We start from the raw sequence: 12,460 nt of genomic DNA, 5'->3' as shown, positions 1-12,460 counted from the left end.
TATGAAAAAAGTATATCACCTCTCTACCTGCAACACCTGCCAGAAGATTTTAAAAGAACTGGAATTGCCTAATTCTTTTAAACTTCAAGATATAAAAGAAGAAGAAATTACGGCAGAACAAGTGGAAGAAATGAAAGCTCTCGCAGGAAATTATGAAGCCTTGTTTAGCCGCAGGGCACGCCTCTATCGCGAAAGGGAACTCAATAAAAAAGAGCTTTCTGAAAGCGATTATAAAGACCTAATTTTAGATCATTACACTTTCTTGAAAAGACCGGTAATTATTATTAATGATGAAATTTTTATAGGAAATTCCAAGAAAACCGTCGCGGCGGCCAAAGCAGCGGTGCATGGATAACAATCGTATTCTGGCCATCTTTGCGGCCATTGGTGCAAGTGCGATCTACGGACTTAATCACACGATTGCAAAAGGGGTAATGCCCACTTATATTGAGCCTTTCGGGTTTATTTTTTTAAGGGTTTTTGGAGCGGCGGTTCTATTTTGGGGAATCAGTTTCCTTGGCCCAAAAGAAAAGATCGCAACCTCTGACTGGCCGAGAATTTTAGGTTGTGCCGTATTTGGAATGGTGATAAACATGCTTTTCTTCTTTAAAGGATTAAGCCTTTCCACGCCTATTAACAGCTCGGTAATTGTGACGCTATCGCCGGTTATGGTGCTAATCCTGGCTTCTATTCTCATCAGGGAAAGAATTACTTTACTCAAAACCCTTGGAATTATTGTGGGTTTAGCGGGTGCTTTGGTTTTGGTACTTTTTAGCGCCGAAAGCACCGGAAACGCGCCCAATATTCCTATGGGAAATGTGCTTTTTATAGTAAACGCGTTCAGCTATGGGCTTTACCTTATCCTGGTAAAACCACTAACCGCAAAATATCATGCATTTACATTAATGAAATGGCTATTTCTAATCGGTGTTATTATCAATTTCCCTATAACTATCGGCGAATTTACCGATGTGAACTGGACGAGTTTACCTTTTGATGCTATTTGGAAGATGGCCTTTGTAGTGGCTGGAACAACTTTTTCTACTTATTTGCTGAACATTTATGCGCTAAAACAACTTTCAGCATCTACAATTAGCGTGTTTATTTATATGCAACCGCTCATTGCCATCACCTATGCGATCTTAAGTGGCGCCGATGAACTGAATATGGTAAAAGTAGTGGCGGCAATCCTGGTATTTGTAGGAGTTTATATGGTAACCAAAAAGAAAACCGAAATACGGGCTTAAGTTAAGCCAGTTTTTCAGCGAGATTTTGTAGATAAGCCTTATTCTTTTTTATAGCTGAAAGTTGTGCAGTGTAAGTATTCACCCTGCCAATTGTCGGAAAGCTCAGTTTATCTTTTGCGATTGAATTGGCTAAAGTTACCTGCAGATAGTTATATGTGAGTATAATTTGCTGAAGAAAATTAGCTCTTTGTTTTCGGAAACCCAGTTTTTCTGCGGTCCTTTCATTTAGTATATAACTTGTGCCCTGCAGGGTGATTTCATCAGCCTCCTTTTCACTGAAAGATTCCGTGAGTTTCAACAAACCTAAAATGTATTGTCTAAGAATAAATCTTATGCGCTGCTTTCCGTTCCAGCTTCTATCAATCACGTAATAGTAATCGAATAAAGTCCCACCGTGGATAGTGATTTTTCGGTTCTTCTCTTTTTCAGTAATAAACAGCGGGGAATGGTAGATCAATTTGCCTTGCTTTTTTCCCTGTGGAGTATCTATAAACGGCGCCAGAATAGAAAGAATTAATGGAGCTGCAAACAAGGGCAAATAATACCATTCAAGAAATAATGCAATGACTACAAACCCCAAAAATATCAAAAAAGCAAGCCCGGAAAATCTGAGGATTTCCCGGGTTTGTTCTTTTTCTGGTTTTATGTAAAAACTATGTTTTTCGATGGGGGAATTTAAGCAATTCCGAAGAAGAAGTATCTAAAATCCTAACTTTTCCGGTTCCAAATTCTGCGGACGTTTTCCAAATCTTCTGGTATCTTCCCTGGTTAAAATCTTAAAATCCTCGGTATGACCTAAACTGTCTAAATTATTACGTAGGGCTTTTGGTAATTTGGTGAGTTTTCTTTCTTTTAAATCTATCCAGGCGCCCATCATTTCACAGCTGGCAAAATTCCGGCCTTTTTCATCATAAAAATTATGGAGAAATTCAAAATACATGCCATCTTCAGCCAGTCCTTTTAATTCTAAAGTGACTTTCACAGGGTTTCCGGCAAAAACTTCTTTAAAATAATAAATATGCTCATAAAAGACCACCGGGCCAATGTTTTGCTTTGCCAGTTCCTTCTGTCCAAAACCGTTTTCCATTAAAAAAGCCATCCTTGTATGGCTCATAAAATTCACATAAGCCGTATTGGCTAAATGCCTGTTAGCGTCTATATCACTCCAGCGTATTTCAAACTCTTTAATATACATTCTGTTTTTTTAATAAAACTAAGCATAAATATTATGCGCGCATAAATATTTTAAAATTTTCACTCACTACTCACGAAGTGAGGTTCAAAATCCTAGCGGAATTCCCAGAAAAATACAGACTTAATTTTTTACTGCTTAACTTTGACCACTATGCCCATTATAAAATCAGAATATACAGCTTCCGGGATTTTTAAAAACGCCCATGTTTCCAGTATTTATGCCGCTACTTTACGAAAAGTAGACTTTAGTTTTACCGCTAAAAATCGCATAGAATTAAGCGATGGAGATTTTTTAGATTTGGAACGTAGTTTTTACTCCTCCAAAAACAACAAAATCGTTATTTTACTTCACGGCCTTGCCGGAAATGCCAATCGCCCTTATATGCTGGGAATGGCAAAGCATTTTCAGAAAAACGGCTGGGATGTGGCTTCTATGAATTTCAGGAGTTGCAGTGGGGAAATGAACCGGCTTTATCGCAGTTACCATGCAGGTGCTACCAAAGATCTGGAAGCGATTATAAATCATCTTCAACAGGAAAACAGGTATAAAGAAATCGCATTGGTGGGTTTTAGCCTGGGAGGCAATTTAATGCTGAAATATCTAGGCGAACAAAATCAAATTCCTTCGGAAATTAAATCGGCGGTGGCTGTTTCTACGCCTTGTGATCTTGGTGCATCTTTAGAGGAACTCGACAAAACGCATAATTTCCTCTATTCAAAGCGCTTTATCAAAAACCTGAAAAAGGAATTACAGCTAAGACAAACCCATTTTCCTTCAGAAATTAGCAAAGAAGAAATCAAGCAATGTAATTCGCTACTTGCCATAGATGAGCTTTATACCAGCAGGGCCCACGGATTTAAAGATGCTTCAGATTATTACAAAAAGTGTAGTTGTATAGGGTTTTTACCTGAGATTAAGACTCCTACGCTTCTGCTAAATGCACAAAACGATACTTTTCTATCGCCGAATTCCTATCCGATAGCAGTGGCAAAACATTCGGAATTTCTTCATCTTGAAATTCCAAAACATGGCGGGCACGTTGGGTTTTTTCAGAGCAAAAAACCTTATTATCACGAACAGCGTGCGTTGGAATTTATAACCGAAAGGAAATCAATAACTTCAGAATCTGCAAAATAGCCTTTGGCCGGCTTTGCCCTGCTACAGAATTCATTATCTTTGCGCAAGCTTAAAAATCACACATGATTCAGTCAATGACAGGTTTTGGGAAAAGCATAACGCAACTCCCATCAAAAAAAGTAACCGTTGAAATCAAGTCGCTAAACAGCAAAAACCTTGATGTAAACGCCCGAATTCCTTCGCAATACCGCGAAAAAGAACTTCAGCTAAGAAATACAATTTCCAAATCGCTTACCCGCGGAAAAGTGGATTTTTCGGTTTATGTGGAGGTGACAGGAGAGGAAACTACAGCCTCTGTAAACCGGGGTGTGGTGAAAAATTATATGCAACAACTGAAAAGTATTGTTGACGGTGACGAAACCGAATTGCTGAAAATGGCCGTAAGAATGCCCGATGCAGTTACAACTGAAAGAGATGAAATAGACGAATCTGAATTCAAGGCAATTGAAGCCGCGGTAATTGAAGCCCTGGAAGAAATTAATCAGTTTAGAACAGACGAAGGAGACGCTCTGGAAAAGGACCTGAAACTGCGGGTAAATAATATTGAGGCTTTGCTAAAGGAAGTACTAAGAATTGATCCGGAAAGAGTTGATGCAGTAAAGGAGCGCCTAAGAAAAGGAGTGGCCGATCTTAAAGAGAATGTAGACGAAAACCGTTTTGAACAGGAACTGGTTTACTACATCGAAAAATTTGATATTACCGAAGAAAAAGTAAGACTGGAAAACCACCTTGCTTATTTTAACGAAACCATAAATTCCCCGGATTCTAACGGAAGAAAACTTGGTTTTATTTCTCAGGAAATGGGCCGTGAGATCAATACGATTGGAAGCAAATCCAACTATGCACCTATGCAACAGTTGGTGGTGCAAATGAAGGATGAGCTGGAAAAAATTAAAGAACAACTTTTAAACGTACTCTAAATGAGCGATGGTAAACTTATCGTATTCTCGGCACCATCAGGATCGGGAAAAACCACGATAGTCCAACATTTATTAAAGCACAAAGAATTAGACCTTGAGTTTTCGATCTCTGCCACTTCACGTGAGCCAAGAGGCGACGAAAAAAACGGAGAGCATTACTATTTTCTTTCTTTAGAAGACTTTAAAAAGAAGATCAAAAACGACGAATTCCTTGAATGGGAAGAGGTTTATCGAGATAATTTCTACGGAACTTTAAAAAGCGAAGTAGAACGAATCTGGTCTCACGGGAAAAACGTGATTTTTGATATTGATGTGGTAGGCGGATTGGATATTAAAAACATCTATCCGGAAAAAACCCTTGCGGTTTTTGTGAAACCTCCAAGTATTGAAGAATTAAAGATTCGGTTGAAGAAACGTAAAACTGAAAGTGATGATAAAATAAATATGCGTGTTGCAAAAGCCTCTATTGAGCTGGCGACGGCACCGCAATTCGATTTTATTATTGAAAATCATCATTTAGATACCGCACTTCAGGAAGCTTATGATCTTGTGTCCACTTACGTAGGCGTAAAAAATCCAGCAGAAAATGAATAGGAAAGTCGGTTTGTTTTTTGGGACTTTCAACCCTATTCATATTGGCCATCTTATCATCGCCAACCATATGGCCGAATTTTCAGATTTGGATGAAATCTGGCTGGTGGTTACCCCGCATAATCCGCATAAAAAGAAAAATACGCTTTTAGAAAATCATCACCGGCTGGAGATGGTTTATAAGGCTTGCGAGGGTTATGAACATTTACAACCTTCTAATGTAGAATTTAGTTTACCACAACCCAACTACACCAGCACTACCCTGGCCCATCTTCAGGAAAAATACCCTACCAACGAATTTTGCCCGATTATGGGAGAGGATAACCTAAAAACTTTCCACAAGTGGAAGAATTACGAGGTGATTCTGGAAAATCATCATATCTATGTTTATCCTAGGATTTCTGGTGGAAAGGTGGAAAATGAGTTTAAGGATCATCCAAAAATTATCAGAATTGCTGCACCGGTGGTAGAAATCTCTTCAACATTTATTCGAAAAGCTGTAAAGGAAGGAAAATTTATAAAGCCCATGTTGCCTGATGCGGTTTGGGATTATATTAAACTGATGAATTTTTTTAAGTAGTCTAAGACCTAAAAAAGAAAAGACTGTTTAAAAATCTCATTTTAGCCGTTCTGGTTAGCTGATTGAACCTACTTTTTTCATTGTGGAACTACAAGCTATAGGACGTCGTCTGCCCTCAATGTAACAACCTCAAAAACTTTAAACAGTCTTTAATCTTTATTTCTTTTCCAGGCGTGGGATTCGTAAAACCTGCCCGGGGAATATTTTATCGGGATCTTTAAGCATTGGTTTATTAGCTTCAAATATCACCGTATATTTATTTGCATCATCATAATGTTCTTTGGCGATTTTACTTAGATTTTCGCCTCGTTCTACCGTATGAAAACCAGATTCTGGTTCTTCAATTTTAACGGCCAGCCTGTCATCTACTTTAGCAATACCATGAGAATTTCCAATTATAAGCACTATTTTTTCTCGAATAGCCTGTGAATCAGCAAGGCCGTAAACGGTGGCAGTATTTTCTTCAATATCAATCACAAAATTTTCTCCTGCTAAATTCAAGCCTTTTATTGTTTCCAGAAGTTTATTGGCAGCTTTTGCGTTCTCCTTTCGTAATATTTCCTTTTTCGCTTCACTGATTTCTATGTTCTCTTCTTCCTGTTCTTTTTCTTTTCCGAAGATTTTTTCCCCGGCATCTTTTATGAATGAAAATACTCCCATTACGCTGATTACTAAGTTAGTGAAAAGAAAAGTACGAAAGGAAATCTGTATTTCGCTTATTGTAAGTCCTAAATTTTTGTTAGATTTTTCTTACTTGAAAACATTACAAACAAAAACCGCAAACTACAATTGAATTGTAAGTTTGCGGTTTTCAAACTAAATAACCAACCAAAAAACTAAGAAAATTCATCTTCCTTTATAAGAAAGACTCGTCGTCAATAAGATAACGTATAAAAATTCAGGGAATTGCAGCTGGGCAAATTTAAATATGTTAAATTTTTATAGGCTTTTCTTATTTATTCTGCAAGAAATCGGTTTATAAAACTCTGTCTCTTTAGATATACTTAGAAATTTGTTTATTTTTGAATTACAGAAAACCAACCTATGGATAAATCTCCAAAGTTTGCCGTGATTGGCGGAGGTAGCTGGGCTACCGCAATAGTAAAAATGTTAAGTGAAAATGTAGATACCATTTATTGGTATATGCGTAGTACTTATGCGATAGAGCACATTAAAAAACAGGAACATAACCCTAATTACCTTAGCTCGGTTGAATTTGACGTCACTCAGTTAGAACTAAGCAATGATATTAATAAAACGATCGCAGCAGCCGATTACATCATCTTCGCCATTCCCTCGGCCTTTTTAAAGCGGGAATTAGAGGCTTTAACGGTTTCCCTGGAGGATAAGATTATATTCTCGGCCATAAAAGGAATTGTGCCTGAAAGCAGCCTCATTGTTGGCGAGCATTTTGAGGAATACCATCACGTTCCGGCAGATAATATTGGAGTAATTACCGGTCCCTGTCATGCCGAAGAAGTTGCCCTAGAAAGGCTTTCCTACCTCACTATTGCCTGTACCGATGCGGAAAAGGCAGAAGTTGTGGCTAACAACCTAAACAGTGAATATATTAAGTGTAAAATAAGCGATGATGTAACGGGAACCGAATATGCTGCAATGCTGAAGAATATCTACGCCATTGCCGCCGGAATTGCCCACGGATTAGGTTATGGAGATAACTTCCAGAGTGTGTTGATGAGTAACGCTATTAAAGAAATGAAGCGCTTTATCAAAAAGGTACATAAAATGAAACGTAATATAAATGACTCAGCATATTTGGGTGACCTTTTGGTAACAGGATATTCAGTGTTTAGCCGAAACCGTATGTTTGGAAATATGATTGGAAAAGGCTATACCGTAAAAAGCGCTCAAATGGAAATGAGTATGATTGCCGAAGGTTACTACGCAACTGAAAGCGCTTATAAAATTAATAAAGATAAAGGTGCAAAAACGCCCATAATTAATGCCGTTTATGGCATTCTGTATGAAGGGAAAAACCCAAAAAAGGTAATTAAAAAGCTCGCAGAGAAGCTTACTTAAATGGCTTAGCCTGCTATTTTCATTTGACAGTCAGGAATTTATTTTCTCCTGAATGGATTTTGTATTGCTCTTATTATTAGCTTTGCAGCCTTTTAAAAAACACCTTCCATTTCTAGGAACCTCTTTACCAGGACCATCAACCCCCATTTCATGAATAAAAAATTACTTTTCGCTTATTTCTTATTTAGTTTAATCATTGCTTCGTGTTCTTCAGAAGATAATGGCCCGGCGCAAGAAAATAATGATACTTTTAAAGTGAATTCCAATACTGAAGATTTACAATCTTCAGTAAAAAGAGACGGTGCCGGAGTTGTTGGTATCACCTCTATTACAAAAAACGACCAAAGACAAAACATAGAAGGAGATCTTCCACAAGTATCTAACATAGCCCTGGAGCAAATTGGTTTTATTCAACCTCCTAGTGTAGATGGATCTGCGATGCGCGCCACGCATATAGACCTTGACGGAAATTATGCTTATGTAGCCTATACCAAAGAAGGTAGTGAATACCTTGGCGGTATAGATATTATAGATATTAGCGACACATTTAATCCGAGATTGCTTAACCGGATGACAAATAGTTATGCTGATATAAATGCTTTATTCTATCAAGATGGAAATATCTATTTTACCGGTGCGTATCACGATGGTTTTGCAGGATCTGACCGGGCAATGATGGGAAGCGTTGAAACCAGTAATGGTACTTTCACTTCAAAATTTTCTCTAAAAACACAAATGACTGGTCAAACCGGTGTTGATATCCTGCCAGCAAATAACAGTATAATAAGCCTTACCGGTAGTGATGGTATTCTAGGAGTTTACAAGATGGAAAGCGGTTCTAACATTTTTGAAACCCAGTTGGAAACTGAAATTTCAGATTTACGTTCTGCAGCTTATAAGAATGGTAATTTAATAGTACTAAGCGGCGAAAGTGGACTTTTACAATTAAACACTTCCACCAGCGATTTAGCCGTGGAAAAAACTATAGCTATAGAAAATTTAGCCAGTGAAGCCAAGAGAACTATTTCTTTTTATAATGATCTTGTTATGGTTTCTGAAGGTGCGAATGGAGTTGGTATATATGATCTTAGCGCGGGAGCACTGGCTACAAGATTGCCTGTTAAATTCCTTGATGAGACTGGCGTAAATCCAGAATACAAGGTAACCAATGCTGTTTCCGTAGCCGAGGATTTTATTCTTATGGCAAATGGTGGTGCCGGTATTGGTATTACCAGGTTAAATGAGAATTTACAAATTTCTGAAGAAGGAGTTTTGGAGATTACAGGTTCTTCAAATTATGTGAAAGCCGATGGCGACTATATATTTGTAGCTTCAGGCTCTGGTGGCTTGCGTATTCTTAAAATGAGTAAGCCAGTTTCTTCACAATCAGCACCAAATTTTATAGACTGTGCCGCAGCAATTCCTTATAACGACGGGCCTAATCTTAATGTGAATTCTAACGAAGAAAAATCCTTTAGTGGGACTGCAACTATTAATCACCTTAATGTTAATGAAAAACTTAATTTTTGTGGTTCATTAAACATAAAACACACTGCCAATATTAATAGCAATGCTACATTTAATATGAGTGGCGCACTTGCGGTTGGTGTTGTTGGCAAGAACAATGACCTTAATATTAATTCTGACGCGGTTTTAAAGATTGAGGGTAGCCTAACGGTTTATGGCGACCTTGATAGAGACGATAATTCAGAGGTGGTTGGAAATTTCACCGACACTTCTAATAAATTATAAAACTGAATTTCTCTTAAAACTAAAAGAACCTCCTGATTGGGAGGTTTTTTTAGTTTTACTTATATCCTGAATTTACTCAGCCAGTATTCCTTTATTCGGAATAATAGGAATTTCGCGTAACGCATTTTCATTTACGCTGTTTTTCCTGAATAAATATTTCTTTTCATACATTTTACCTTCAGCAAAAAAAGTAACCTGAAACTGGTTATTTAAAGCCAATACTTCTTCCTGAATAAATTCGATTTTTGCAAAAGATTTTGGAGGAAGCTTTTCCAGTTTATGCCGTATGGTAGAGGTTTCCTTATTTTCATCGTAACCCTTACTCACAATTAAAGCCATTTCAATAGCTTCATCTTTATCGTTAATAAGATAAGCATTCCACTCTTCGACTTTAAAAGCCTCGTTATAGACCTTTACAGCAGCTACATAAACTTTTTCGACTTTAGGGATGTCAATGTCTTTCTTCACTAATCTTCAATCTTATTTTTAGCCCATTTAAACAATCCCCAAAGGATAAGTGCGGCAAAAACTAATAAAATGGCGCCTAATGCCAGCTCAATTATCTCTACTGCAACTAAAATAATAATTACCCCCAGGGCAAGAATTCCGAAAATGACCAAACCAATTTTTTTCATAATAATGTTATTTTTGCATCAGCTTTCGGCCAAGGCAGGTTAATTAAAACGAAGACTTAAACTGCTCGAGGAATCTTAGGTCGTTCTCATAAAACATTCTAATATCGCCTATTTGATAAAGCAACATCGCGATACGTTCTATCCCCATTCCAAAAGCAAAGCCTGAATATTCTGTAGGATCTATATTACAATTTCTAAGAACATTGGGGTCTACCATTCCGCAGCCCATAATCTCTAACCAGCCGGTGCCCTTTGTAATTCGGTAATCGGTTTCGGTTTCAAGGCCCCAGTAGATATCTACTTCAGCGCTTGGTTCGGTAAACGGAAAATAAGATGGTCTTAACCTGATCTTCGATTTTCCGAAGAGTTGCTTTGTAAAGTAAAGCAAAGTTTGTTTAAGATCGGCAAAACTTACGTTTTTATCAATATAAAGTCCTTCTACCTGGTGAAAAATACAATGGGATCGTGCCGAAATTGCCTCGTTTCTAAAAACTCTACCCGGAGAAATTGTTCTAATTGGTGGTTTGTTATTCTCCATATAGCGCACCTGTACAGAAGAAGTGTGGGTACGCAATAAAATATCGGGATTTGTCTGAATAAAAAAGGTGTCCTGCATATCTCGAGCCGGGTGATATTCCGGAAGGTTAAGCGCAGTAAAATTATGCCAGTCATCTTCCATTTCCGGTCCTTCAGAAACATTAAAACCTATATTAGAGAAAATCTCAATAATCTGATTTTTCACAATAGAAATAGGATGGCGCGAACCAATCTCAATAGGTTCTCCCGGTCTTGAAAGATCGCCATAAACTCCTTTTTCTTCCTGTTTGCTTTCCAGAATTTCTTTCAGCTCAGCAACTTTAGTTTCAGAAGCTTTTTTAAGCGTATTCACCGCCTGGCCAAATTCCTTTTTTTGTTCGTTAGGCACTTCTTTAAAAGAAGCGAAGAAATCGTTTAAAATTCCTTTTTTACCAAGATATTTAATCCTGAAAGCTTCTACTTCTTTGGCCGATTCGGTTTTAAAAGCTTCTACTTCAGCTATATGTTGCTTTATTTTATCTATCATGAGATCCTTTTCTTTTCAGAAGGGCAAATTTAGTAAAAATGTAGTTTTAGGCAGCACGTGGCGGCTTTAATCTATGTATCCGTTATTGATAAAATAATTTACAATCGCTTCTTTCATCAAAACCGATTGCTCACCGGCTTTAAGCGTGGGTAATTGTTCCAGGATCTTGTAATGTGGCCAGCCTTCTTCATCAAAATAATCAAATTCATAATACCCGTATGGTTCCAGCAAACGGCAAATAGCAATATGCATTAGATCTATTTTATGGTCTTTTTTAAATTTCTTGTGAGGCTGTCCTAATTCCTGAACGCCAATTACGTAAATTATAGCATCAAGATCCATTACTTCTCCATCGGCAAACTGGTTGGAAAGCTTTTTTTGTAAACCATCCCATCTACCCTTCAAATTTTCATCTCTTGTCATAGCGCAAAGATAATATCTTAGTATTTGAAATTACTCCCTAAGAGATTTAAAATAAAGCCAGATTGTTTCGAAGATTTTTGTTTTTTCTGAATTAAATACCTTGTGGACTTAGCATAGTGTATTTTATTATATTTGAAATATGAACACAGTAGATATCGTCCTGGCCCTAATTCTGCTTTACGGACTCGTTAGAGGTTTTTTTAGAGGGCTATTGGCCGAGATTGCTTCCCTGGTAGGTATTGTAGCTGGAATTTATGGTGCTATCCATTTCTCTCATATTTTAAGTGATTTTTTTTCTGAAAATATGGATTGGGATTCAGAATATGTAAACCTAATCGCATTTGCAATCACTTTTATTTTAATTGTTTTTCTAATTTCTCTTGCTGGAAAGATCTTAACTAAAATGGCAGGTTTTGCCGCTCTTGGTCTCGTAAATAAATTACTTGGCGCAGGCTTCGGGTTATTAAAAATGGCCTTTGTAGCAAGCGTGGTAATTATGTTTTTTGGAGCCACCAACGAGGAAATAGACCTGGTTAGTGAAGAAAGCCTTGAAAAATCTAAGCTATATGATTCAGTAAAAACTATCGCCCCGGCAGTGCTTCCTTCAATCTTAAGAGAAGCAAGAGAAAGAGACTTGCTGGATGAAGAAAATGGCTTTTTCGGAAATGAAAAAGAGGAAGCTTGAAAAGCTTTTTAGTTCGTCATCCTGAACTTGTTTCAGGATCTAAGATCTTAGAAGCTGAAATAAATTACCATTGACGTATTTTTTAAGTTGCTGTTTTATAGCTGATTACCATGTCCATTTCTTTTGCCATTTTGAACAAGCTTTTTTGCTTATTAAGCAGTATTTTTTCCTGATAAGCTTTAATTCCCTCTT

16 protein-coding genes are annotated in these 12,460 nt (G+C 37.4%); 9 read left to right on the top strand and 7 right to left on the bottom strand.

Annotation, left to right across the window (positions count from 1 at the left end):
- Position 1: 1 nt before the first annotated feature.
- Entirely contained in the window at positions 2-355 is a 354-nt protein-coding gene (locus tag LB467_RS09530) for an arsenate reductase family protein (RefSeq protein ID WP_224473804.1), read from the top strand.
- Positions 348-1,247, top strand: a complete 900-nt coding sequence (locus LB467_RS09525; protein WP_224473803.1) for a DMT family transporter — start codon at positions 348-350, stop codon at positions 1,245-1,247. The genes LB467_RS09530 and LB467_RS09525 overlap by 8 nt, the downstream gene beginning before the upstream one ends.
- Position 1,248: 1 nt before the next feature.
- Here the strand turns inward: LB467_RS09525 and LB467_RS09520 are convergent, their stop codons facing one another.
- Positions 1,249-1,785 (bottom strand): hypothetical protein, encoded by a 537-nt coding sequence (locus tag LB467_RS09520; RefSeq protein WP_224473802.1) that lies wholly within the window; start codon positions 1,783-1,785, stop codon positions 1,249-1,251.
- A gap of 162 nt (positions 1,786-1,947) precedes the next feature.
- Entirely contained in the window at positions 1,948-2,442 is a 495-nt protein-coding gene (locus LB467_RS09515; protein ID WP_224473801.1) for an acyl-CoA thioesterase, read from the bottom strand.
- A gap of 150 nt (positions 2,443-2,592) precedes the next feature.
- On the opposite strand from LB467_RS09515, the gene LB467_RS09510 reads away from it, so the two are divergent.
- From LB467_RS09510 to nadD, 4 genes are all read left to right on the top strand, one after another.
- Positions 2,593-3,579, top strand: a complete 987-nt coding sequence (locus tag LB467_RS09510) for a YheT family hydrolase (protein WP_224473800.1) — start codon at positions 2,593-2,595, stop codon at positions 3,577-3,579.
- A 62-nt stretch (positions 3,580-3,641) separates the two neighbouring features.
- The gene (locus tag LB467_RS09505) at positions 3,642-4,499 is read left to right on the top strand and encodes a YicC/YloC family endoribonuclease (protein WP_224473799.1); all 858 of its coding nucleotides are present in this window, start codon (positions 3,642-3,644) and stop codon (positions 4,497-4,499) included.
- Positions 4,500-5,093 (top strand): guanylate kinase, encoded by a 594-nt coding sequence (gmk, locus tag LB467_RS09500; RefSeq protein ID WP_224473798.1) that lies wholly within the window; start codon positions 4,500-4,502, stop codon positions 5,091-5,093.
- A complete protein-coding gene (nadD, locus tag LB467_RS09495) occupies positions 5,086-5,670 on the top strand; it encodes a nicotinate (nicotinamide) nucleotide adenylyltransferase (RefSeq protein ID WP_224473797.1) in 585 nt (194 codons plus the stop codon). The genes gmk and nadD overlap by 8 nt, the downstream gene beginning before the upstream one ends.
- A 156-nt stretch (positions 5,671-5,826) precedes the next feature.
- Here the strand turns inward: nadD and lysM are convergent, their stop codons facing one another.
- Positions 5,827-6,330, bottom strand: coding sequence for a peptidoglycan-binding protein LysM (gene lysM / locus LB467_RS09490; RefSeq protein WP_224473796.1), 504 nt, complete (start codon positions 6,328-6,330; stop codon positions 5,827-5,829).
- 384 nt (positions 6,331-6,714) lie between these two features.
- On the opposite strand from lysM, the gene LB467_RS09485 reads away from it, so the two are divergent.
- Complete coding sequence (locus tag LB467_RS09485; protein WP_224473795.1) at positions 6,715-7,710, top strand: NAD(P)H-dependent glycerol-3-phosphate dehydrogenase; 996 nt, start codon at positions 6,715-6,717, stop codon at positions 7,708-7,710.
- 150 nt (positions 7,711-7,860) lie between these two features.
- A complete protein-coding gene (locus tag LB467_RS09480; RefSeq protein WP_224473794.1) occupies positions 7,861-9,462 on the top strand; it encodes a PQQ-binding-like beta-propeller repeat protein in 1,602 nt (533 codons plus the stop codon).
- A 72-nt stretch (positions 9,463-9,534) separates the two neighbouring features.
- Here LB467_RS09480 and LB467_RS09475 read toward each other — a convergent pair whose 3' ends face one another.
- From LB467_RS09475 to LB467_RS09460, 4 genes are all read right to left on the bottom strand, one after another.
- On the bottom strand, positions 9,535-9,930 hold the full coding sequence (locus LB467_RS09475) for a hypothetical protein (RefSeq protein ID WP_224473793.1): 396 nt from the start codon (positions 9,928-9,930) through the stop codon (positions 9,535-9,537).
- Positions 9,930-10,097: a hypothetical protein gene (locus LB467_RS09470; RefSeq protein WP_224473792.1), complete on the bottom strand. Its 168-nt coding sequence runs from the start codon at positions 10,095-10,097 to the stop codon at positions 9,930-9,932. Before LB467_RS09470 ends, LB467_RS09475 begins: the two co-directional genes overlap by 1 nt.
- 43 nt (positions 10,098-10,140) lie before the next feature.
- The gene (gene pheS, locus LB467_RS09465; RefSeq protein ID WP_224473791.1) at positions 10,141-11,160 is read right to left on the bottom strand and encodes a phenylalanine--tRNA ligase subunit alpha; all 1,020 of its coding nucleotides are present in this window, start codon (positions 11,158-11,160) and stop codon (positions 10,141-10,143) included.
- 66 nt (positions 11,161-11,226) lie between these two features.
- On the bottom strand, positions 11,227-11,583 hold the full coding sequence (locus LB467_RS09460) for a hypothetical protein (protein WP_224473790.1): 357 nt from the start codon (positions 11,581-11,583) through the stop codon (positions 11,227-11,229).
- Between the two features lie 139 nt (positions 11,584-11,722).
- Between LB467_RS09460 and LB467_RS09455 the strand changes: the two genes are divergently transcribed.
- Positions 11,723-12,268 (top strand): CvpA family protein, encoded by a 546-nt coding sequence (locus LB467_RS09455; protein ID WP_224473789.1) that lies wholly within the window; start codon positions 11,723-11,725, stop codon positions 12,266-12,268.
- Positions 12,269-12,460 lie beyond the last annotated feature (192 nt).

Source organism: Salegentibacter tibetensis (assembly GCF_020164485.1).
Lineage (GTDB): Bacteria > Bacteroidota > Bacteroidia > Flavobacteriales > Flavobacteriaceae > Salegentibacter > Salegentibacter tibetensis.
The sequence above is the reverse complement of the archived record's forward strand: the minus strand, read 5'-3'. Positions and strand labels throughout refer to the sequence as shown.